Here is a 22632-nt window from a genome sequence, read left to right as displayed (position 1 = left end):
CGAACCGACTGAAAAGATTATTTATCCCGGCGGAAAAAATCGACGATCGCGCCGGTCTTTTCCATATTTAACGTCGCCTGTTCGATATTCTGTTGCGCGACGGAAACAAAAAAGGCGTCTAATAAGGTTAACTGTAGTATCCGTGCGGATGCGTTGCGCCCTAATAAAGGTGTTTCTGGTGCTGGCGAACAAATAATAAAGTCTGCTAATTTGGCGATAGGCGAATGGTAGCTATGAGTTATACATATTATTTTCGCGCCGTTCTTTTTCGCCAGTTCCACCGACGCCTTCAGATCGCTGGTGCGTCCGGAGTGGGAAACCACCAGCACCACATCGCCTTCCTGCAGCAGCGCGGCGGACATCATCATGATATGCGCGTCCTGGTAGGCGTGGCAGCGTACGCCGATGCGCAACAGTTTATGCTCAATATCGGCGCAGATGGCGTTTGAGCCGCCCACGCCGTACAAATCGCGCTGTTTCGCGCGGTAAAAATAGCGCGCGGCGCGGTGAATCTCGTCCACATTGACGATCGACTGCCCTTCCATGATGGTGCGCAGGGTGATATTGAAGACTTTATTCACCACATCCTGCGGCGCTTCGTCGAACGACAGCTCCGCCGGCAGCACCTGCTCGGACTGCGAGAAATAGTCGATCAGCGTGCTGCGTAAAGTACGGAAACCGCTGAACCCGAGCAGTTTAGATACTTTAACGATCATGGCTTCCGATACCATCAGCGCCTCGGCGACATCTTTTATCGACGGGGCATCGCTTAAATTTCCCGGCGATAAAAACCATTCCACGATGCGGCTTTCGTTCTCCGTCATGCCCTCCTGCTTCATGCGCAGGTAAGGGGCGATGCCGATGCCGTTGGGGATGCCCTGATCGAACTCTGACTGACTCATCTGCTTCTCGCGTTCGTAAAACTGAAGACGACACTATATCACCACATCGGGCGGGTAAAATATGCAATCAACTTCACAAAAAATATAAATTTATAAAGTTATTATGTGTGTGAAGTTTTTGTTTGCGTCAGATAATGTGTTGGTTTTATTTATTTTCATTTAAATACAATTGGTTATTTGTTGTGGAGCGTAGTCTAAAGAAAATGGCGTGACTGGTTATGTGTGTATAACTGGCTGTTTTGTGAAAAATCGGTTTGCGCCGAGTGGCTTAACCATTGGGTAACTCTGGTTTTATCGGCCAGATCGGCGTTGACTCACAGATAAATAATATTTGTAAAGTTTTTCCCTTACTTAATGAGGTTGTCGCGATGAAGAAGATTGCTCTGGGCTGCGATCATATCGGGTTTGAATTAAAAGCGAAAATCGTGGCGCACCTGCAGCTGCGCGGCGTGGCCGTGGTGGATAAAGGCGCATGGTCCGACGAGCGCACGGACTATCCGCGCTATGCCGCCGCGGTGGCGGAGGCGGTGCTGGCGGGCGAGGTTGAGGGCGGAATACTGATTTGCGGCACCGGCGTCGGCATCTCCATCACCGCCAACAAATTTCCCGGCATTCGCGCCGTGGTGTGCAGCGAACCTTATTCGGCGCAGCTCTCTCGCCTGCACAACAATACCAACGTACTGGCGTTCGGTTCGCGGGTGGTCGGCAGCGAACTGGCGAAAATGATCGTTGACGCCTGGCTCGGGGCGCAGTTCGAAGGCGGCCGCCATCAGGCGCGTATCGACGCCATCGGCGAGGTAGAGGCGCGTTTTGGTCATCGGCCGGCGACGGACTGCGGTTGATTTAACCCGCATGGTTGCGGCTGGCCGGCTAACCGTAGGGCGACGACCGTTGGCGCGGCGGGTAAATCCGGCTGATTGTACCGTTGTATTATAAACGCAATTGGGTATTGTATCTTCGCTGTCGGGTTTGGAGCGGCCAGGGGGAACGATGCATGAACGCAGAACTGCAACGGCTATTAGATGTCTCTTCGGAACAACAATTAACTGCGCTCGTCAGAGCTATTTACGGCATGAGCGTGGAGGTCGATCAGCGCATAGAGAGCATTTTACTCAGTAGCGATCCGCAGGCGCTGGCGCGTCAGCTGAAAAAACGCATCAAGTCGATCGCGCGCGGCAGAAAATTTATCGATTATTTCCAAAGCCATGCCTTTAGTCAGACGCTTCGTGTCTTGATCGATGATATCGCGCAATTACTGCCCTCCAGTCCGCAGTTGGCTTTTGAGTTGGCCGATCAGTTTATGGTCACCCATGAAAATGTTTATGGCCGCTCGGATGATTCAGGCGGCGCGATCGGCGATAGTTATGCCCGCGGACTGGAGGTCTGGCTGCAGGCGGCAGGCTGCTGGCGAGCGACGGGTAACTGTAAGCTGGACTGGCTGTCTGAGCTGCAGTCGCGCCATAACCACAACGGCTACGCCGTCTGGGATAATCTTATTGTCGGCAGCGCGCAGCTGCTGACGCCGGAGGAACTGCACCAACTGGTATGGCGTTTTGAGACTGAGTTTAAACAAGCGAAGTATGTTCCCGGCGGCAAAGATTATAGCTTCGAAGCCGCGCGAGCGACGCTGGGCATCGCCGCGGTGGCCGAGGCGTTGCAAGATGTCTCGCTGTTTGAGCGATCCGTCCTGCTGATATCGCCATCGCCTAATGAATTACAAAAACAGAGTATTAGCGATTTTTGTCTGCGTGCGCAGGACGGCGAGTCGGCATTGAAATGGCTGGCGGAGCCGTGGAGTCCGCGTTTCGAAAATGAGCGCCTGGCTCTGCTGGATAAAACCTATGTGTTGCTGGATCGCCGGTCTGAATTGCTCGAATTACGCCAACGCGCTTATCAGCGACAGCCGGATAATCGGCGTCTGAACGCCTTGCTGAGCGTTTTGCCGGAGGCGGAGCGACCGGCGGTAAAAGGCCAGGCGGTTGAGAAAGCCTTACAGATGGAGCCTGTCGAGCTCCGGCTGGAAACGCTTATCGCGCTCGATGCGCTCGACGCCGCGCAACAACAACTGATAAAGCACAGAGCGCAGCTGCGCGCTTCTTACAGCATGTTGCTGAACTGGGCGGAACGTTTCCGCGCTGAACGGCGTTTTCTGGCCGCGGTTGTCTGTTACCGTTTGCTGCTGGAGGAGATTCTCGCCGCCGGGCGGATCAAAGCCTATGGGCACGCGGCGCGTTACTACCAGCAGTTAGAAAAACTGCATGCGCAGATCGAGCGCTATGACGATTTACCTGACTGGCCGGCGTACCAGCAGCAACTGCGTCAGCAACACGGGCGAAAAACCTCTTTCTGGCAGCGTCTCGAATAAACGACGGCGCCAGCGGCCATTATTTTTCCTCAACGTCGCTGCGCATTCTTTTCTTCAGGCGGCGGCCGGCGTCATTGTCCGTCGCGCCGGTCCGCGTGCGCGCGTGTCGGCTCCGGGCCACTTTCCCCGTCCGGCGGCCCCTCGCCCATTTTTTGCAGAAACCGCTGTTGCGTCCGCAGAATCTGCGCCAGCGTAACGCACTGATACTGCGCGCCGTAGCGCGGCGCCACCTCGGCGATGATTTGCGCCAGCGCCGGATAATGGCGGTGGTTCCAGTTGGGAAAAAGATGGTGAGTCAGATGCAAATTGAGCTGGCCGAGCCAGTAGCCGAGCCAGACCGGCCGCGTATGCCAGTCGACCGTGGTGGCGAAGGTGTGCTGATAGCGGCCGTGGCGGATGATGCCGTCTTCGGGCGGCTGGTAAAAGGTCGCTTTGGCCCAGTGCGAGCCGAGGATCAGGACGACAAAGATCAGCGACGCCAGCATCTGGCTCGCCAGATAAACCAGCAGCAGGGCGCCGGCGCTGAGCGGGGCCGGCGTCAGCAGCAGCCAGGGGAGCGCTAAGGCCAGCAGAGCATGCAGCGCTTTCGACAGCAAAAATATCAGCCAGCCGGCGGCGCCCTGGGCGGCCATCTTCGGCGTTACCGGCGTCTTGCCCGCGCGATCGCGCCAGTCGAAAAACCAGATGATGCAAGGGAAGGTGAGGGCGGCCACCAGCGGCCAGTAGAAACGCTGGGCGCGCATAAAAAAGCGGAAGCGATGAAACGGCGACTGGCGCAACACGCCGTTTTCCTCGATATCGAGATCGTAATGCTGCACGTTGACGTGGGCGTGATGAAACAGAATATGCCGCACGCGCCAGCAGTCGGGATCCATGCCGAGCGGGATGCTGACGACGATATTTAGCAGGCGGTTGGCCCACTGGCGGCGGAACACCACGTTGTGCGAGGCGTCGTGGATCACGTTCACCGCCAGCGACATGGCGATGAATATAAACGCGCCGTACGCGCCGGCGAATCCCCAGAAGCTGGTCTGGCACAGGCTGAGGACGTAAAAGATCAGGCACAGCAGCGTCAGCAACAGCAGTTTGCCGATAAACGCCGCGTTGGCGAAGCGGTGATCGCCGCGGCGGGCCAGATAGGTATTGGCGGCGTTCATCAGCGCGCGGTGCAGTTCGAGATCGTCGCTCGTCGTATAGCTGAGTGGCTTCAGCGGTTCCTGCATTCTTTGTCCTCCGGCCGCGGCCGCGCAGCTCTCGGGTCGTCGCCGCGACCCATCGCCCGCAGGAATCGCCGCTGGCTGGTCAGCAACTGACGATAGCTAATGCAGCGATAATCCATACCGTGCCCGGCGGCCAGCCGGCTGAGAATCTGCGCCAGCGCCGGGTAGTGGCGGTGGTGCCAGCCGGGGAACAGATGGTGCGTGAGGTGCAGGTGTAAGCCGCCGGTCCAGTGCGCCAGCCAGCGCGGCGTCGGCTGCCAGTCGCAGGCGGTGGCGAAGTTGTGCCTGTACCAGCCCTGCGGCATGTTCTCCGTCTGCGGAGCGTCATAAAATTCCGCCTGCGCCCAGTGGGTGCCCAGTAACAGAAACACCACCAGCAGCGAAGCCAGCATTTGGCCGAGCAGATAGCCGGACAGCACCACGCCGGGGCCGATGCCGTGCGACGCCGCCGCCGTCATCGGCAGCGCCAGCACCAGCAGCAAATGGCCGAGCTTACTGACGCAGAAAATCAGCCAGCCGCGCCGGCCGGGCAGCGGCTGGTTCGCCTTCAGCGGCGTTTTGCCCAGCCGATCGGACCAGTCGAAAATCCAGGCGATGTACGGCAGCGACAGGGCGGCGATCAGCGGCCAGTACAGATGCTGATAGCGCATGTAGCGGCGGTGGCGCTGGTACGGCGTCTGGCGGAAGAAACCGTTCTCTTCGGTATCCAGATCGTAGTGCTCGACATTGGGGTAAATGTGGTGAAAATTGACGTGGCGCAGGCGCCAGTAATCCGGGTCGATGCCGAGCGGCAGAGTCACGATGCGGCTAATCAGGCGGTTCAGGCCGCGCCGGCGCAGAAAGGTATTGTGCGAGGCGTCGTGGTTAACAACGATGTTCAACAGCATGCCGAGCATGATGAAGGCGAAATAACAGAGCAGAAAGATCCACGGATTATGCTGCAGCAGACTGAGGCCGTAGCTGCCGACGCACAGCGCCAGCAGCAGCGCGGCCTTGAACAGCTGGCGCCCATCGGCGAAGCGGTGGTCGTCGCGCTGGCGCAGATAGGCCTGCGCCGCGCGCTGCAGCGCCTGATGAAAGGCCTGTTCGCCGTCGGTCGGGTAGCGTCGTGCGGGCAGCGCGTCCGTCATCGCCTTACTCTCCGGCCAGCGGGCGCCGGCCCCAGCCGAGCGCCAGCGCGGCGCCGTGCGCCGCCAGCGTCAGCATCATCACCTGCCAGTAGAGGCTGTTCCAGCCCAGCGCGCCAATAAAAATCAGCGGAAAGGACAGGGTAATCAGCAGCCAGCCGCCGATGCTCCACCGACGTCCTTCCGCCATACCGCCGAGCGCGATCGCGCCGCATGTCAGCAGGATAAACAGACCGACCTGTTCGCCGCTCAACTGGTGATAACCATAGCCGTACAGGTAGACATAGCCGATCACCAGACTGAACAGCAGTATCGCTCCCAGCGTGAGCGCCAGCGGCGTGCAGTGAAAAGCCGGCCGGCCGGCGGCGCGCACCGGCAGCTTAAAATAGCGCAGAAACGGCAGGTTGCTGGCCCAGAAAGGATTCTGCGACGGCGTTTCGCGCCCCGAGCCGTAGCGGAACGGGGTGGTCGGCAATTGCGGGCAAAACGTGCCGAACAGTTTGTCCCAAAAGATAAAGGTGCCGCCGAAATTTTTATCGGCATAGGCCCGGTCATTCACATGGTGGACGCGGTGATGCGCCGGCGTGACCAGCACTTTTTCCAGCCAGCCCATTTTCGGCGTGATGGCGTTATGGTTAAACAGCTGTACGCTGTAATGCAGGATGGAGACGGTAATGAACACATGCAGCGGCACGCCCAGCAGCGCCAGCACTAAAAAGAACGGAATCGAGGTCAGCGACGAATACCAGGAGTTGCGCACGCCGAGCGACAGATTGAAATGTTCCCCCTGATGGTGCACCACGTGCACCGCCCATAGCGCGCCGAAGGTGTGGTGCAGCCGGTGCAGCCAGTAAAAGCCGAAATCCCAGGCGAGCAGGGCGAACAGCCACATCAGCGGCGCCGGCCACTGCGCCGCCCAGCCGGCGCTGAAATGGTCGACCACGTAGCCGTAGCACAGGATCTCCAGACCGCGAAACAGCCACAGCATGATGTGGCCGGAGTTGAGATTAAACACCACGTCATGCCAGTTGACGGGTTCACGCCGGATAAGCTGCAGCACCAGCGCTTCGCCAACGACCAACAGCAGCATGAACAGAATAGGCAGGGCTAAATCAGTCATCTCTCTACTCCCGGCGAGCGGCGCGGCGACCGCTCGGTTAAGCGCAGACAAAACAGGCCGATAATCGCCGCCAGTATGCCACCGGTCAGCAGATCGATAAACAGGTGGCGGCGCAATTGCAGAATCGAGAAGGCGATGGCGATCGCCCAGCACAGATAAACCCCGCTTCTGAGCGGGCGGCGACGCTCGAACAGCGCCCAGACTGCCAGCGTGGTCAACGCCATATGCAGCGACGGCAGACAGTTCTGCGGCGAATCGATTGCGGTCAGACGCAGCAGCAGGCGGGCGCTGAGCGAATCGCCGTTCACCGGCGGGTAATGTAAGGTGGTCGGCCACAGCAGATAAACGCCGCCGGCGGCCAGTGCGGTTAACTGCATGCTGCGGCGCAGCCAGTTCAGTCTGGCAGGCGGACAGCTCAGATAAGCCAGCGGCACGATGAGAAAAAACGACAGATAGAGCCAGATCCCCGTCGGTGAAAATGGGATCAGCCGATCGATCCACCCGTCCGGCAGTAGGGTGCCCGGTCCCTGCAGACGAGCGCTCAGATGATAGACCACGCCGACGGCGCCCCAGCCGTACAGCATCGCCTTTAGCCGGCGCGCGATCATGTTTCCTCCTCCGACAGGCGGGTGATGCGGCGCCGTTTGCTGGTGAACGGCGCGGCGATCGGCGCGGCGGTCAGACGCCACTGCAGGCGCCCGGTATCGATATTCTGGCGGGCAAACTGCCGGATCAGACTATCTCTGCAGCGCTCAAGTTCCGCCTGGCTGCAGCTGGCGGACAAATGCAGCCGGCTGTCGCCCTGCTGCACCAGACGATAATCGGCCTCAAGCGGCAGGGCATTGGCGATGACCCGGCTGCACAGATCGGCGAAGATCACCTGCGGCCGACCCTGGCTGTCGGCTAACCGCAGCCAGTCATCGCAGCGTCCTTCGATGCGCGCGATCGGCATGCTCGCCCGGCCGCAGGCGCACGGCTCTGTTTGTCTGACCAGCACATCATCCAGTCGGTAACGCACAATCGGCTGCGTCCGGCGGGTAAAGTCGGTAATGATCGGCGTGAAGCGCTGCTCATCCAGCCACTGCGGCTCGATGTGAATAAATTCTTCGTTAAGGTGCAGGGTGCCGTGCTCGCAGGTGGCGGCCAGAAAGCCCTCGGTCGCCTGATACACTTCGCCGACCTGGCCAAAGACCTGGCGCAGCAGTTGCTTATCCTGCGGCTCCAGCACTTCGGCGACGGAGATGACTTTTTTGACCGGCAGCCTCAGTTCGCCGCGCCGTACCGCCAGCGCCAGCTCGCGCAGCACCTGGGCCGGCGCCACGATAATGGTCGGCCGCCACGCCTGCAGCGCGGGCAACTGATCGGCGAAGGGCGCGAACAGATCGTAGAAGCGCAGGCTGAGCCAGCGATGGTCGACGCTGTGGTACAGATGATTATCGGCGCGTAAAAACAGCGCTACCCGCTCGCCGGCGCGTAAGCCGGCCGGCAGCATCTTCGCCAGCATGCCGCCGGCCCAGATTTGCTGTTCGCGCGGGCTGACCACGAATAGCCCGCGCTGCCCGGACGTGCCGGAAGAGAGGCCGACGCTAAAGCCGTTCACCCGCGGAGTAAAGTCGCGCTGTCGCTCGCTGCGCCGGGCGCACGCCAGCAGTTCGTCGCACCGCAGGCCGGCGGTATTCATCCGGTCGAACTGCGCCATCATCAACGCCTTATCCATCAGCGGCCAGCGGGCGAGCGGCTGGCGGCAATACGGCCGGAAATACGGGCTGCGCGCCAGCACCCGGTGGGCAAAGCGCGCCAACTGGCGCTGCTGGTAACGCTCCAGCGCGGCGCGGTCACGGAAGGCTAAGCGCCGGGTGCGAAAGTAGTGCCACAGCGTCAACAGCGGGATCATAGATCGCCCTCGTGACATAAGCGGATCTCGGCGGCGCCGTTCAGATACAGCCGGTGCAACCGTTCCAGCGTGTGGTAATAGCGCGGCGGATCGTCCAGCACCAGACTGGCGAGGCGCGACGGCCCGCGATTTTCCCGATAGCTGCGCGGCGACCATGCGGCATCGCTGGCCAGCAGAACCCAGCCGCCGTCGGTCAGCACAAAGGCGCCGAGATGGCCGGCCGCATGGCCGGGCAGCGGCACCAGAATGATTTCCCGCTCGCTGCCGGGCAGCGCATAGCCGCGTTCGAACGGCGCCAGCTCGGCCGGCAGAGCGACCGGCGAAAAGCTTTCCACAAAGCGCAGCGTCGCTTCGAAATTTTCCGGAATCAGGGCCGGCACAAACGCTCGCTTTAAGGCGGCGAAACCGCGCAGGTGGCGCGTCTGGCGCCAGCCGCCTGCGGAACAGATGGCGGGCACGCGGGCGAAATCGCGCAGGCCGGCGATATGGTCGCCGTGAAAATGGGAAATGATCACGGCGTCGATATCGCGAGCCTGTATCCCCTGCGCGTTCAACTGATGGATCAGCGCCTCTTCCGGTTCGAAGCGCACCGGGGTCAGGCGGCGATAAAGCTGGAAAATGCCGTCGCGCGTGGCGTCATCAAAGTAACGCGAGTAGCCGGTATCCCATAGCCAGCGGCGGCCGCGGCTCGCCAGCAGCCAGACGCGGGCCGGGAAACGACACACTTTCCAGCCGGCGCCGCGCAGCGCCATGCAGCCCGGATGCAGACAGTAGCCAACTTCAAAGGTGGTAATGTCAGCCATGCGCGTTTTCTCCTTGCCGCGCCAGCCACTGGCCGGTGATGTCGATGCCCTGTTCCAGCGAAAAGCGCGGCCGGTAGCCCAGCTCCTGCTGCGCCCGCTGGCGGCTGAGCGTCATATCAAAATTGACCGCGCCGACGCTATAGCGCGTCAGCATCGGTTCTTTGCCGCTTAGCCGCGCCAGACACTCCATGCCGCCGGCCAGCGCGTACAGCGCCGGGTAGGGCACGGCTTTCACCTGATACGACAGGCCCAGCCGTTCGGCCAGCAGCCGGCGTAACATCACCGCCAGCCGCTCAGGCTGGTGGTTGGTGATATTGTAGGCGTCGCCCGACGCCAGACGGTCGTTTTCGCTGGCCAGCGCCATTGCCTGCACCACGTTGCCGACAAAGGTCAGATCCAACAGCGTTTCGCCCGCGCGCGGCAGACGCAGCACGCCGCCGCCGCGGGTAATCTGCGCGATAATGCGCGGCACGATCACCCGGTCGTGCGGGCCGAACAGACCGCGCGGTCGTAAGATCGTATAGCGCGTCTGCGGGAAACGCGGCACCAACTGCATAATGCGCTGTTCGGCGAGGTATTTGCTGTGCGCATAGTGGCAGGCGAAGCGCCGCGCGCGGTAGCGCTCATCGATATCCCGGTGATGGCGGTAATCGAAATAGATGGCCGGGGTGGAGATATGGATAAAACGCCGGATCGCGCCGCGGCCGGCCGCTTCCGCCAGCCGCTCGGTCACCGCCACATTGTGCTGATAAAAATCGGCCGCGCGTCCCCACGGCGAAGAGAGCGCGGCGCAGTGCCAGACCGCGTCGCAGTCGGCCATCAGCCGCAGGCAGTCATCCGGCGAAACGGCGCGCAGATCAAGCCGGCTAAACTGCGCGCCCAGCCGGCTCAACTGTGCGCCGGCCGCGGCGTTGCGTCCGCAGGCGTGAACCTGATGCCCGGCCTGCAGCAACCATTCGGCCGCGTTGCGGCCCAGACCGCTGGTGGCGCCGGTCAGGAAGATTTTCATGGGATCAGCACCATGCCGCCCAGCGTCAGGCCGGCAGCCGTGCCGATCAGCATTACCGGCCGACCCGCCGGTAAACGATCCTGCAGCGCCGCGTGGTGCAGGGCGGTGGGAATAGAGGCCGCCACCTGGTTGCCGTGGTAGCGATAAATATCGATCAACTGCTGCGGGGTAACCTTTAGCCGTTTACGTATATGTTCCAGCGACAAATGGCTGGCCTGATGGGGAATCACCGTCGCGATCTGATCGAGGCGATAGCCGCTGGCCTGCAGCAGGCGTGCGAGATAATCCTCGATTAGGCCGGAGGCCTGGCGGAACAGGCGTTTGCCCTGCATGTGGAACAGAAAGTCGCTCGCCTCCAGTCCGGCTCGCGGGTTGCGTCGCGTACCGCCCGCGCGGATCTCGCACAGTTCGGCGCCTTCAGGCCAGGTTTCCAGCAGACAGGCCGCGATGCCGCTGTCGCCGTTGCCGCGCTCGACGATGGCGCAGGCGGCGCCGTCGCCGAAGATCAGCGAGGATTCTTCGTCGTCCCAGTCAATGCCGCGCGAGGCCAGTTCGGTGGAGACGATGGCGATACGGCGAAAGGCATGGCTGTTCAGCAGGCCCGCCGCCACTTGCAGCGCCGGGATAAAGCTGACGCAACTGCTGTTGATATCGAAGCAGGCGGTGCCCGCCGGCAGCGACGAGGCTTTCAGCAGATGGCTGGCGCTGTAGGGCAGCGCCTGAACCGGGATCGCCGAGGCGTAGATCAATAAATCGATCGAGGCCGGATCGATCCGCCGGCGCTGCAGGGCATCGTTCAGCGCGGCGGCGCCTAGTCCGGCCTGGCTGGCCTGATTATCGGCGTGGTAGCGATAAATAATCCCGGAGCGGCTGGCGACGTAGCCGGCGGGTTTATTCAGACGAATATCCAGTTCGTCCGACGTCACCTGATTAGGCGGCAGCGCCGCGCCCGTCGAGACGATCTTCAATGGAATCAGTCCGCGCGGCGGAGCCTGGTGTTTCTCCTGATAGTCCGGCATATATTCTTTCCTGAATAATAAGCAGGCGGCTGTCGGAAACGTTGCCGACCTGTTACCTGTTTTTTGTGCTGGCTGTCAGAATAGCCTAATCGTTGCGAATTGGAACCATGAACCGCCGCGCGGGCCGCAGAGAAGAGCGAAAGCAGAATTTGCCGGGGTATGCCGGCGCCGCGCAACGCGGCGCCAGTCGAGGTTTTTTACGTGGTCAGCGGCGGCGAGAACCACTCCCAGCCGCCTTTATCCGTCCGTTTTAACCGGTAGAGCGCCTCATCGGCCCGCTTGATCAACTCGCGCAGTTCGGTCCCGTGCTGCGGATACTGGCTGAGTCCGATGCTGGCGCCGAGGGTAAAACTTTGATCCTCAATGATAAAGGGCGTCCTGAAGGTCTTTTCGATCCGCCGGCATACGCCCTCCGCCTGCCTCGCCCCGCCCGGATTGGACAACAGAACCACAAATTCATCGCCGCCGAGCCGGCACACCAGATCGTCGCTGCGCACGCAGTCGCGCAGTTTCTCGCCCACCCGCTTCAGCACCCGGTCGCCGACGTCATGGCCCATCATATCATTGACGGTTTTAAAGCCGTCCATGTCGATCATCAGCAGCGCCAGTGAATTACGGGTGCTGATTTCCTGCTGCCAGCGCGCCTGCAGGGCGTGCCGGTTGGCCAGGCCGGTCAGGGGATCGGCGAACGCGATGCGGCTTAACGTTTCCTCCGCCAGTTTGCGGGCTGAAATATCCTCAAAGGTGGCGATGCCGATGCCGAGGTCGTGCAGAATAATGCCCCGATGCAGCACGGTCAGCCGCCGTTCGTCCGCGCAGCGAACCTGCAGCTCTAGCGCATCGATTTCCGAAATGCCGGTCAGTTGGGGAATCCACAAATGTTGCCAGCGACTGCGCGTCAGCACGCGATCGGACTCCCGCACGTAAGCGTGTTCAATCCACTGGTCTACCGTTGAAAATCGGTCATTGCTGTAGCCGAACGTTTTTTTGAATTCCCGGTTGACGAACAGGATTTCCCCATCGGGCAGGGAGGCCCAGGACAGAGGAAGCGGCAACACATCCAATATGGTGTATAAATTACTATGTGAGCTTATAGAGCAACCGACTGCTCGCTCGAACAGGTCCTTCATGCTAAATCCTCCCGGTGCGCCTTGCCTTTGTCATTCTATTGTGGCGTGTATCAATCCACGCTGAATCTCAAATCTGAAGCAAACAACTTCGCTTTGCTTCGCGCGGGGAACGGCAGAAAGTGGTGACACTGTTTCTGTATACACTGAGAATAACATTGGCGAGGTTTATCATCAAAGTCGCGACGGCGATCGGTTAATGAAAATTTCTCTCCTTAGTTTCGCCTGGCGCCGCGCCGGATGGCGTTTCACGTCCATCCGCGTCCGGGCAATTCCGCTAATGTCGTTCGGTTAATCGGCGCAACGGTCGGCGGGAATACCGGTGATGACCTAAAATGGTGCATTGCATGCACTGTTTTGGTGTGTTGCACGACTGATGCCCAAAATCATGTTGGTCTGATCCACCGCTTTGTGCGGAAAAATAAAAAAACGCATTTTTTCCATTCTGAATAACTTTTTTATCCTGACGATGATTTTTTAACGTTTTTTTCTCCTGTCTTAGTATAAATGCATAAATATTGAATACTTATGCATTGTAACTTATTGTTTTTATGATTAAAGGCATATTTAATTTTATTTTATTCACTTTTGGCACGATAGCTGCTCTGCATTAATCATCTGGCAGAAAATCCGGTCGCTTTATCGATCCGTCGCGTCACCTGCTCAGGCAGAGGATGGAAATATTTTTAATACAGTCGGTTAGAAACTTTCCGATGACCGGGGCAGCCGGAAAAAGGACGGATTAGGTGAGGGCGCCGCGGTTTTTTTTCTCAATAAGCCGCTGTCGGCGATGAAATAGCCGACAGGGTCAAAATTCAGCATAACGCTGAGCAAACCGAGGTGAATATGGAACACGCTGTAACTCGTCGCGATTTCGATGATCGGATGGTGCCGGTCTACGCGCCCGCCGATTTTATTCTGGTGCGCGGTGAGGGCTCACGGGTCTGGGATCAGCAGGGCAAGGAGTACATCGATTTCGCCGGCGGGATCGCGGTGAACGCGCTGGGTCACTGCCATCCAACCGCGGTGCAGGCGCTGACCGGCCAGGCGGGCCTTCTGTGGCACCTGGGCAATGGCTACACCAACGAACCGGTGCTGCGTCTGGCCGGACAATTGATTGAGGCGACCTTCGCCGATAAGGTGTTTTTCTGCAATTCCGGCGCAGAGGCCAACGAGGCGGCGCTCAAGCTGGCGCGCAAATATGCGCACGACAACGGTTCGCTGGAAAAAAACCGCATCGTCGCCTTCAACAATGCGTTTCATGGCCGCACGCTGTTTACCGTCAGCGCCGGCGGCCAGCCGAAATACTCGCGCGATTTCGCCCCGTTGCCGGGCGGCATCGATCACATTGCCTATAACGATCTGGATGCCGCTCGCGCGGCGATCGATGAACATACCTGCGCGGTGATCGTGGAGCCGATTCAGGGCGAAGGCGGCGTATTGCCGGCCGATCCGGCGTTCCTGCAGGGGCTGCGCGACCTGTGCGATCGGCACGGCGCGCTGCTGATTTTTGATGAGGTGCAAACCGGCGTCGGCCGCAGCGGCTCGCTCTATACCTATATGCAGTATGGCGTGGTGCCGGATGTGTTGACCACGGCCAAAGCGCTGGGCGGCGGCTTTCCCATCGCGGCGCTGCTGACCACCAATAAGCTGGCCGGCACGCTGTCGGTGGGGACTCACGGCACGACTTACGGCGGCAATCCGCTGGCGGCGGCGGTAGCAGGCGCGGTATTTGCATTGATCAATACGCCGGAGGTGCTGGACGGGGTACAGCAGCGGCACGGGCGATTCGTCGCCGGTCTGCAGGCAATCAATGAACAGTATTCGCTGTTTGCCGAGATTCGCGGCATGGGACTGCTGCTGGGCTGCGAACTGGACGCCCGCTACGCCGGCAAGGCCAAACAGATTACCCGGCTGGCCAGCGAAGAAGGGGTGCTGGCGCTGATAGCCGGGCCGGATGTGGTGCGCTTCGCCCCGTCGCTGATTATCCCTGAACAGGATATCGAAGACGGTTTGTCGCGTTTCGCGCGCGCCGTTGCGCGTTTCTGCAGTTAAGAGGGGAGAACGACTATGATGATTATTCGCCCCGTGGAGCGCCGCGATCTGGCCGATTTACTGGCGCTGGCCGATAAATCCGGCATCGGGCTGACCACGCTGCCGCAGAATGAAAAGACCCTGTCTGAGCGCATTGAGCGGGCGTTGAAAACCTGGCAGGGCGAGCTGCCCGCCGGCGATCAGGGCTACCTGTTTGTGCTGGAGGATACGGAGTGCGCCCGGGTGGTCGGCGTCAGCGGGCTGGAAGTGGCGGTGGGCATGAGCGATCCATGGTACAGCTTCCGGGTTGGGACGCTGGTGCACGCCTCAAAGACGCTCAACGTCTATAAGGCGGTGCCGACGCTGTTTCTCAGCAACGATCACACCGGCTACAGCGAACTGTGTACGCTGTTCCTCGATCCCGACTATCGCCATAGCCTGAACGGCAAGCTGCTGTCGAAGGTGCGCTTCCTGTTTATGTCCGCCTTCCGCGAGCGCTTTGCTCGCAAGGTGATTGCCGAAATGCGCGGCTATTCCGACGAAAACGGCAATTCGCCGTTCTGGGAAGGCGTGGGCAGCCACTTTTTTTCGATCGATTTTGCCCGCGCGGACTACCTGAGCGGCACCGGACAGAAAGCGTTTATCGCCGAGTTGATGCCGAAACATCCGCTGTACGTCGATTTTCTCGCCCCCGGCGCGCGCGAAGCGATCGGCAGGGTGCATCCGCACACCGCGCCGGCCCGTCACGTGCTGGAATCGGAAGGCCTGCGTTACCAGGGGTATGTTGATATTTTCGACGGCGGTCCGACGCTGGAGGCGGATATCGATGAACTGCGGGTGGTGAAAGAGAGTCGCCGCCTGACGGTCGCCGTCGATGACGCGGCGCCGCGCGCCGACGCGCCGGTTTGTCTGGTATCCAACGACGATTACCACGGTTATCGCGCGCTGCTGGCCGCGGTGGCGCCGGACGATGACTGCCTGCGCCTCAATGCCGCCAGCGCCCGCGCGCTGGGACTGGTGTCCGGCAGTCAGGCGCGCGTGGTGAGCCTTAATTCGCAGGAGAAACGTTAATGTCACATTCCGCTCTGTTTATCGATGGCGGCTGGCGCGCAGGCGGCGGCGAACTTTTGACGAAAACCGATCCGCTGGACAACCAGCCGCTATGGCAGGGTGCGACGGCGGACGCCGCTGATGTCGACGCCGCCTGTCGCGCCGCGCGCGCCGCGTTTCCCGCCTGGGCGCGCCTTTCGCTGGCGCAGCGCAGCGCCGTGGTGCAGCGGTTCGCCGAACTGCTGGAGCAGCACAAACCGCGGCTGGCCGAGATTATCAGCCGCGAAACCAGCAAGCCGCGTTGGGAAACCCTGACCGAAGTGCAGGCGATGATCGGTAAAGTGGCCATTTCGCAGCGCGCCTATCAGCAGCGGACCGGCCAGAGCAGTACGCCGTTGGCGGACGGCGCGGCGTCGCTGCGCCACCGTCCGCACGGCGTGCTGGCGGTGTTCGGTCCCTACAATTTCCCCGGCCATCTGCCGAATGGCCATATCGTGCCGGCGCTGCTGGCGGGCAACTGCGTGGTGTTTAAACCGAGCGAGCTGACGCCGCTGAGCGCGCAGGAAACGGTGCGGCTGTGGCAACAGGCCGGCCTGCCGGACGGCGTGCTGAACCTGGTGCAGGGCGCGCGGCCCACCGGCGAGGCGCTGGCGGCCAGTCCGCAGATCGACGGTCTGCTGTTTACCGGCAGCGCCGGCACCGGCTACCACCTGCATCGCCAGCTGGCCGGCCAGCCGGAAAAGATCCTTGCGCTGGAGATGGGCGGCAACAATGCGCTGATTGTGGATGAGACGCCGGATTGCGACGCCGCCGTCAACCTGGCCATTCAGTCGGCGTTTATCTCCGCAGGACAGCGCTGCACCTGCGCGCGTCGTCTGCTGGTGAAGCGCGGGGCGGAGGGCGATGCGTTTGTGCGGCGCCTGGTCGCGGTCGCGCGCGCGCTGCGCATCGGGCGCTGGGACGCCGAGCCGCAGCCGTTTATGGGCGGGGTTATCTCCGGCGCGGCGGCGGCGCGGATGCTGGACGCGCAGCAGCAACTGCTGGCGCGGGGCGCCCGGCCGTTGCTGAGCATGACGCGTCCGGATGCGGACAGCGCGTTGCTGACGCCGGGTATTCTCGATATCACCGGCGTGGCCGATATCCCGGATGAAGAGTACTTCGGGCCGCTGGCGTGCGTGATCCGCTACGACGATTTCGACCAGGCGCTGAGTATCGCCAACCAGACCCGCTACGGGCTGGCGGTCGGTCTGGTCTCACCGCGGCGCGAACTGTTCGAGCGGCTGCTGCTGGAGGCGCGTGCCGGAATCGTCAACTGGAATAAACCGCTGACCGGCGCGTCCAGCGCCGCGCCTTTTGGCGGCGTCGGCGCGTCGGGCAACCATCGCGCCAGCGCCTTCTACGCGGCGGACTATTGCGCGTGGCCGATGGCCTCGCTGGAAAGCGAAAGCCTGACGCTGCCCGCGACGCTGTCGCCGGGCCTGTCGTTCGATGTGTCTGACTAATTTACGCGCGGCGTCGGGCCGGGAAGGTCACGCCGCCGCGTATGCGGTAATTCGCCGCGCCAGGAGCAACTATGTCCGGATATGAAATCAATTTCGACGGGCTGGTGGGGCTAACGCACCACTACGCCGGTCTGTCGTTTGGCAATGAAGCCTCGACGCGCCATCAGAACAGCGTCTCTAACCCGCAGCTGGCGGCGCGTCAGGGGCTGTTGAAGATGAAGACGCTGGCCGATCTCGGTCATCCGCAGGCGGTGTTGCCGCCGCAGGAGCGGCCGCATCTGCCGATGCTGCGCCGGCTGGGCTTTAGCGGCAGCGACGAAACGGTGCTGGCCCAGGCGATGCGTCAGGCGCCGCAGCTGTTGTCGGCGCTCAGTTCGGCCTCCGCCATGTGGACGGCTAACGCCGCGACCGTTTCCCCCTCGGCGGACAGCGCCGATGGCCGCGTGCACTTTACCGCCGCCAATCTGAACAACAAATTCCACCGCGCCATCGAAGCGCCGACCACCTCGGCGATTTTGCGCGCCATCTTCCGCGACGAGCGGTATTTTTCCCACCACGAGGCGCTGCCGCAGGTGGCGCTGTTCGGCGACGAGGGCGCCGCCAACCACAATCGTCTGGGCGGCGATTACGATCGGCGCAGTGTGCAGGTCTTCGTCTACGGTCAGCAGCAGTTCGGCGGCGAGCCGGGACCACAGCGCTATCCGGCACGTCAGACGCGCGAGGCCAGCGAGGCGATAGCGCGCCTGCACCAGCTTGAGGCGCAGCATACGGTTTTCGTTCAGCAAAACCCGCAGGTTATCGATCGCGGCGTGTTTCATAACGATGTGATTGCGGTTAGCAACCAGCAGGTGTTGTTTCATCATCAGCTGGCGTTTCTGCATCAGGAGCAGGCGCTGGATAGTATCCGCCGCAGTATGGCGCTGCTGGAACAAGATTTGGTGGCGATCGACGTGCCGGACGACCGGGTATCGGTGGACGATGCGGTCGCCACCTATCTGTTCAACAGCCAAATTCTGACCCGGCCGGACGGTAAAATGACGATTGTCGTGCCGGAAGAGTCGCGTCAGCACCGCGGCGTATGGAATTATTTGTCTGAAATGGCGGCTTCGGGCGGACCGATTGATGACATTCGGGTATTCGATCTGCGCGAAAGCATGCGCAACGGCGGCGGCCCGGCCTGCCTGCGGCTGCGGGTGGCGCTTAATGAGACGGAGCGTCAGGCGGTCAACCCGCAAGTGATGATGAATGACAGCCTGTTCGCCACGCTCAATCAGTGGGTCGATCGATACTACCGCGACCGCCTGACGCAGGCCGACCTGGCGGATCCGCAGCTGCTGCGCGAAGGGCGCGAGGCGCTGGACGCGTTGACCGCCATCCTCGGTTTGGGTTCTGTCTATCCTTTCCAGCAGTAGGAGCCGCGCGCGATGAATGATTTTTTAGCGTTAACGCTGAGCGGCGAAGCGCCGACGGTAACCCGCGGCGAAAACGACAGCCTGCGCTGGCGCTGGCTGGGCGAAGGGCTGGTGGAACTGACGCCGAAAGCGGCCTGGCGACAGTCGCTGGCGCTGTCGGCCGGCGTGCACGGCAATGAAACGGCGCCGATCGAACTGCTTAATAATGTGCTGAACGATCTGCTGGCCGGACGGCAGCCGCTGGCGGTCAGGCTGCTGCTGGCGCTGGGGAATCCGGCGGCGATGCGGCTGGGCAAACGCTATCTGCATAGCGACATGAACCGGATGTTCGGCGGGCGCCATCAGCAGTTCGCCGTCAGCGGCGAAACGATGCGCGCGCAGCAGCTGGAGCAGGCGCTGACGGCTTTTTTCGCCGCCGACGCGCCGCAGGTGGAACGTTATCACTATGATTTGCATACGGCCATCCGCGAGTCGAAACTGCCGCGCTTCGGGCTGCTGCCTTACCAGCAGCGTCCTTACGGCCGACCGCTGCTGGCGTGTCTGGCGGCGGCCGGCCTTGACGCGCTGGTGGTGCATCAGGCGCCGGGCGGCACCTTCAGCCACTTCAGCAGCGAGCATCTGCAGGCGGCCAGCTGCACGCTGGAACTGGGCAAGGCGTGGCCATTCGGCCATAACGATCTGAATCAGTTCGTCGCCATCGATCGCGCCCTGCGCAGTCAACTGAGCGGCGCGCCGCTGCCGCCGCGCGACGGCGAACCGCTGCGCCTGTTCCGCGTCGCCTGCTCGCTGATTAAACACAGTGAGGCGTTCCGTCTCCATCTGGCCGGCGATACCGCCAATTTCACCCGTTTTGAGCGCGGAACGCTGCTGTGCGAACAGCCGGGCGAGTCTTATCGGGTTCGGCACGATAGCGAGTGGATCCTGTTTCCCAATCCAGGCGTGGCGCCGGGGCTGCGCGCCGGACTGATGCTGATTGAAATTGCGCCGGACAGCCTGCGTTAAGCGACGCTCGGGTAGCGCGCCGCCGGGCGATATGGCAGGGTACGGAATGATTTTCTGTAGCCGAACAGGGCAATTTAAAAGAATATATATCCCGGCAGACAGGGAATAACGCCGTTCAAATTACACCTGGAACCTCTCTGGCGCGGAGGGCTCCTGAATAACATGCTGATACAGCAAACGGTGACGATACACAGAGGAGCAAACACATGTTGCAGGGTTATAACAAATTGATATTCGACGGCGCGCTGATGACGCTCGAGCTGGCGCTGAGTTCCGTGCTGCTGGCCGTGATCATCGGCCTGTTCGGCGCTGGCGGTAAACTCTCCCGCTACCGTCCGGTCGCCGCGCTGTTTAATGTCTACACGACGTTGATTCGCGGCGTGCCGGATTTGGTGCTGATGCTGCTGATTTTCTACGGATTGCAGATCGTACTGAATCACGTCACCGAGTTTTTGGGGTTTGCGCAAATCGACATCGATCCGATGGCGGCCGGGGTGATCACGCTGGCCTTCATTTACGGCGCCTATTTTACCGAAACCTTTCGCGGCGCCTTTATGGCGGTGCCGCGCGGGCAGATTGAAGCGGCCACCGCGTTCGGCTTCAGCGGCCCGCAGATTTTTCGCCGCGTGCTGTTTCCGGCCATGATGCGCTACGCTCTGCCGGCCATCGGCAATAACTGGCAGGTGATTCTCAAGGCGACGGCGTTGGTTTCCATTCTGGGCCTGAACGATGTGGTCAAGGCGACCCAACTGGCGGGCAAGGGCACCTATCAGCCTTTCTTCTACGCCCTGGTCGCGGGCGCCGTTTACCTGTTTTTCACCACCGTTTCCAACGGCGTATTGCTGTGGCTCGAGCGGCGTTATTCTGTCGGCGTTAAGAGGGCCGAGTTATGATTGAGATTTTGCAACAATACTGGCAGTCGCTGCTGTGGAGCGACGGCTATCGGTTTACCGGACTGGCGGTGACGCTGTGGCTGTTGATCTCGTCGGTGGTGATCGGCGGCCTGCTGGCGCTGCCGGTGGCGATGGCGCGCGTCTCCTCGCGGCGCTGGCTGAGCTTCCCGGCCTGGCTGTACGGTTATGTGTTTCGCGGCACTCCGCTGTATGTTCAACTGCTGGTGTTTTATTCCGGCATGTACAGTCTGGAGATCGTGCGCGGCTCCGATTTCCTCAACGCCTTTTTTCGCAGCGGCCTGAATTGCACCATCCTGGCGCTGACGCTGAATACCTGCGCCTATACCTCGGAAATTTTTGCCGGCGCCATCCGCACGGTGCCGAATGGCGAGATTGAGGCGGCGAACGCCTATGGTTTTTCCAGCTTCCGTCTGTACCGCTGCATTATCCTGCCGTCGGCGCTGCGCACCGCGTTGCCCGCCTACAGCAATGAAGTGATTATGATGTTGCATTCCACCGCGCTGGCGTTTACCGCCACGGTGCCCGATCTGCTGAAAATAGCGCGTGATATCAACGCGGCCACCTATCAGCCGTTTTATGCCTTCGGGATTGCGGCTGTGATATACCTGATAGTCTCTTATGCGCTGATAAGTCTGTTCCGCAAGGCGGAAAAACGTTGGCTGGCGCACCTGAAACCTTAATTACCGGCACCTCATTAAACGCGGAAAATTATCTATGTCAGAGAAAAAGTTAGTAGTTACCGAACTGCATAAACATTACGGCGAGCATGAAGTGCTAAAAGGGGTATCGCTGTCCGCCGAAGCGGGCGACGTGATTTCCATCATTGGTTCTTCCGGTTCCGGTAAGAGTACCTTCCTGCGTTGCATTAACTTTCTTGAGAAGCCGAGCGAAGGCACCATCTGGGTCAACGATAAAGAGATACGGCTGGTGCGCGACAAAGACGGCCAGCTGAAAGTGTTCGATAAGAAACAGCTGCAGATGTTGCGCACCCGTCTCACCATGGTGTTCCAGCACTTCAACCTTTGGAGCCACATGACGGTGCTGGAAAATGTCATGGAGGCGCCGATTCAGGTGCTGGGGATTAGTAAGCAGGAAGCGCGCGAGCGGGCGATCTTGTATCTGGACAAGGTGGGGATCGACGAGCGCGCGCGCGCCAAATATCCGGTTAATCTCTCCGGCGGTCAGCAGCAGCGCGTGTCGATCGCGCGGGCGCTGGCGATGGAGCCGGAGGTGCTGTTGTTCGATGAACCGACGTCGGCGCTGGATCCGGAGCTGGTGGGCGAGGTGCTGAAAATCATGCGCCAGCTGGCCGAAGAGGGCAAAACCATGGTAGTGGTGACGCACGAAATGGAGTTTGCGCGCCACGTATCCAGTCAGGTGATCTTCCTGCATCAGGGGCGCATCGAAGAACAAGGCTCGCCGGACGAGGTGTTCGGCAATCCGAAGAGCCCGCGCTTGCAGCAGTTCCTTTCCGGTTCGCTGAAATAAGGCCGCTGCGGTCGTCCGGCGGCCCCGGACGTTCGCCGTCCTATAGCTGCCGGTTTTTCGCCTGCCGCATCATGCGCGGATAAAATTGCCAGAACAGCTTTTCAAACTGGGCATAGTGCGTTTCGATATCGGCAAAGGAGCCGGCCAGCGCCGCCAGTTTCGGCCGCCGCGCCGCCATTCGGCTCAGCACGTCGGCCAGAAAGGGCAGGTCGGCGTAGCGTTCCAGCCAGCGTTCCTGCCACAAATAGCGGTTCAGATTGCGAAAGCGTTCCGGCGTGAGCGCCAGATGCGGGGTGATCTGATCGCGCGCGCCGTCAATAAATGCGTTCAGCGCCAGATTCGGCTCCAGCTGCGACCACTGGCGGGCAAGAAAATGGTCCCACAGTACATCCAGAGTGATCGGGGCGACGCGATAATGCGGCGCGCTGAAATAGCGCCGCGCCGCGCGTACTTCCGGCTGGCTGTCGGTCAGCGTGTCGATGCGGCGATGCAGGCGAATGCCGTCGGCCACGTCCTGCGGATAGCTGGCGGCCGGGTCGCCGCGCACGAAATCGGCCAGCAGGTTGCCGAGCAGCGAGCTGTCGGCCAGCGTCGCCAAATGAAGGTGAGCAAGAAAATTCATCCCGACAGTATATACCATCTTT

The 22632-nt window shown here is 60.9% G+C and carries 21 protein-coding genes; 10 read left to right on the top strand and 11 right to left on the bottom strand.

The annotated features are described in order from the left end of the window. Nucleotides 1–17 precede the first annotated feature (17 nt). Nucleotides 18–902: a MurR/RpiR family transcriptional regulator gene (locus FJU30_RS12630; protein WP_150435316.1), complete on the bottom strand. Its 885-nt coding sequence runs from the start codon at nucleotides 900–902 to the stop codon at nucleotides 18–20. Nucleotides 903–1270: 368 nt separating this feature from the next. On the opposite strand from FJU30_RS12630, the gene rpiB reads away from it, so the two are divergent. Then, nucleotides 1271–1744 carry a bifunctional allose-6-phosphate isomerase/ribose-5-phosphate isomerase RpiB gene (rpiB, locus tag FJU30_RS12625; protein ID WP_150435315.1) on the top strand — a complete coding sequence of 158 codons (474 nt, stop codon included), beginning with the start codon at nucleotides 1271–1273 and terminating at the stop codon, nucleotides 1742–1744. A gap of 152 nt (nucleotides 1745–1896) precedes the next feature. Continuing rightward, nucleotides 1897–3267 carry a DUF6880 family protein gene (locus FJU30_RS12620; protein ID WP_150435314.1) on the top strand — a complete coding sequence of 457 codons (1371 nt, stop codon included), beginning with the start codon at nucleotides 1897–1899 and terminating at the stop codon, nucleotides 3265–3267. Between the two features lie 71 nt (nucleotides 3268–3338). Here FJU30_RS12620 and FJU30_RS12615 read toward each other — a convergent pair whose 3' ends face one another. The 9 genes from FJU30_RS12615 to FJU30_RS12575 all read right to left on the bottom strand — a co-directional run bounded on the left by FJU30_RS12615 (nucleotide 3339) and on the right by FJU30_RS12575 (nucleotide 12589). Beyond that, nucleotides 3339–4490: an acyl-CoA desaturase gene (locus FJU30_RS12615; RefSeq protein WP_150435313.1), complete on the bottom strand. Its 1152-nt coding sequence runs from the start codon at nucleotides 4488–4490 to the stop codon at nucleotides 3339–3341. Continuing rightward, the gene (locus FJU30_RS12610; RefSeq protein ID WP_150435312.1) at nucleotides 4475–5617 is read right to left on the bottom strand and encodes a fatty acid desaturase family protein; all 1143 of its coding nucleotides are present in this window, start codon (nucleotides 5615–5617) and stop codon (nucleotides 4475–4477) included. The genes FJU30_RS12615 and FJU30_RS12610 overlap by 16 nt, the downstream gene beginning before the upstream one ends. Nucleotides 5618–5621: 4 nt before the next feature. Further along, nucleotides 5622–6734 carry a sterol desaturase family protein gene (locus tag FJU30_RS12605; RefSeq protein WP_150435311.1) on the bottom strand — a complete coding sequence of 371 codons (1113 nt, stop codon included), beginning with the start codon at nucleotides 6732–6734 and terminating at the stop codon, nucleotides 5622–5624. Continuing rightward, nucleotides 6731–7342: a phosphatase PAP2 family protein gene (locus FJU30_RS12600; protein WP_223881574.1), complete on the bottom strand. Its 612-nt coding sequence runs from the start codon at nucleotides 7340–7342 to the stop codon at nucleotides 6731–6733. Before FJU30_RS12600 ends, FJU30_RS12605 begins: the two co-directional genes overlap by 4 nt. Then, nucleotides 7339–8628: a F390 synthetase-related protein gene (locus FJU30_RS12595; protein ID WP_150435310.1), complete on the bottom strand. Its 1290-nt coding sequence runs from the start codon at nucleotides 8626–8628 to the stop codon at nucleotides 7339–7341. The genes FJU30_RS12600 and FJU30_RS12595 overlap by 4 nt, the downstream gene beginning before the upstream one ends. Beyond that, complete coding sequence (locus tag FJU30_RS12590; protein WP_150435309.1) at nucleotides 8625–9431, bottom strand: MBL fold metallo-hydrolase; 807 nt, start codon at nucleotides 9429–9431, stop codon at nucleotides 8625–8627. The genes FJU30_RS12595 and FJU30_RS12590 overlap by 4 nt, the downstream gene beginning before the upstream one ends. After that, nucleotides 9424–10440, bottom strand: a complete 1017-nt coding sequence (locus FJU30_RS12585; RefSeq protein ID WP_150435308.1) for an NAD-dependent epimerase/dehydratase family protein — start codon at nucleotides 10438–10440, stop codon at nucleotides 9424–9426. The genes FJU30_RS12590 and FJU30_RS12585 overlap by 8 nt, the downstream gene beginning before the upstream one ends. Next, nucleotides 10437–11459, bottom strand: a complete 1023-nt coding sequence (locus FJU30_RS12580) for a 3-oxoacyl-[acyl-carrier-protein] synthase III C-terminal domain-containing protein (RefSeq protein ID WP_150435307.1) — start codon at nucleotides 11457–11459, stop codon at nucleotides 10437–10439. Before FJU30_RS12580 ends, FJU30_RS12585 begins: the two co-directional genes overlap by 4 nt. 197 nt (nucleotides 11460–11656) lie before the next feature. Then, complete coding sequence (locus FJU30_RS12575; protein ID WP_150435306.1) at nucleotides 11657–12589, bottom strand: sensor domain-containing diguanylate cyclase; 933 nt, start codon at nucleotides 12587–12589, stop codon at nucleotides 11657–11659. A gap of 843 nt (nucleotides 12590–13432) precedes the next feature. On the opposite strand from FJU30_RS12575, the gene FJU30_RS12570 reads away from it, so the two are divergent. The 8 genes from FJU30_RS12570 to hisP all read left to right on the top strand — a co-directional run bounded on the left by FJU30_RS12570 (nucleotide 13433) and on the right by hisP (nucleotide 21988). Then, nucleotides 13433–14641 (top strand): bifunctional succinylornithine transaminase/acetylornithine transaminase, encoded by a 1209-nt coding sequence (locus FJU30_RS12570; protein WP_150435305.1) that lies wholly within the window; start codon nucleotides 13433–13435, stop codon nucleotides 14639–14641. A 15-nt stretch (nucleotides 14642–14656) separates the two neighbouring features. After that, the gene (gene astA, locus FJU30_RS12565) at nucleotides 14657–15691 is read left to right on the top strand and encodes an arginine N-succinyltransferase (protein ID WP_150435304.1); all 1035 of its coding nucleotides are present in this window, start codon (nucleotides 14657–14659) and stop codon (nucleotides 15689–15691) included. Continuing rightward, nucleotides 15691–17172 carry a succinylglutamate-semialdehyde dehydrogenase gene (gene astD / locus FJU30_RS12560; protein WP_150435303.1) on the top strand — a complete coding sequence of 494 codons (1482 nt, stop codon included), beginning with the start codon at nucleotides 15691–15693 and terminating at the stop codon, nucleotides 17170–17172. The genes astA and astD overlap by 1 nt, the downstream gene beginning before the upstream one ends. A gap of 71 nt (nucleotides 17173–17243) precedes the next feature. Further along, nucleotides 17244–18584, top strand: coding sequence for an N-succinylarginine dihydrolase (astB, locus tag FJU30_RS12555; protein WP_150435302.1), 1341 nt, complete (start codon nucleotides 17244–17246; stop codon nucleotides 18582–18584). Between the two features lie 12 nt (nucleotides 18585–18596). Then, the gene (astE, locus tag FJU30_RS12550) at nucleotides 18597–19586 is read left to right on the top strand and encodes a succinylglutamate desuccinylase (protein WP_150435301.1); all 990 of its coding nucleotides are present in this window, start codon (nucleotides 18597–18599) and stop codon (nucleotides 19584–19586) included. 206 nt (nucleotides 19587–19792) lie between these two features. Further along, complete coding sequence (locus FJU30_RS12545) at nucleotides 19793–20479, top strand: histidine ABC transporter permease HisQ (RefSeq protein ID WP_150435300.1); 687 nt, start codon at nucleotides 19793–19795, stop codon at nucleotides 20477–20479. Beyond that, nucleotides 20476–21180, top strand: coding sequence for an ABC transporter permease (locus FJU30_RS12540; RefSeq protein ID WP_150435299.1), 705 nt, complete (start codon nucleotides 20476–20478; stop codon nucleotides 21178–21180). Before FJU30_RS12545 ends, FJU30_RS12540 begins: the two co-directional genes overlap by 4 nt. A gap of 34 nt (nucleotides 21181–21214) precedes the next feature. Continuing rightward, on the top strand, nucleotides 21215–21988 hold the full coding sequence (hisP, locus tag FJU30_RS12535; RefSeq protein WP_150435298.1) for a histidine ABC transporter ATP-binding protein HisP: 774 nt from the start codon (nucleotides 21215–21217) through the stop codon (nucleotides 21986–21988). Between the two features lie 40 nt (nucleotides 21989–22028). Here the strand turns inward: hisP and FJU30_RS12530 are convergent, their stop codons facing one another. Next, complete coding sequence (locus FJU30_RS12530) at nucleotides 22029–22610, bottom strand: acyl carrier protein phosphodiesterase (protein WP_150435346.1); 582 nt, start codon at nucleotides 22608–22610, stop codon at nucleotides 22029–22031. Nucleotides 22611–22632 lie beyond the last annotated feature (22 nt).

The sequence above is a fragment of the Affinibrenneria salicis genome, assembly GCF_008710095.1.
The sequence above is the reverse complement of the archived record's forward strand: the minus strand, read 5'-3'. Positions and strand labels throughout refer to the sequence as shown.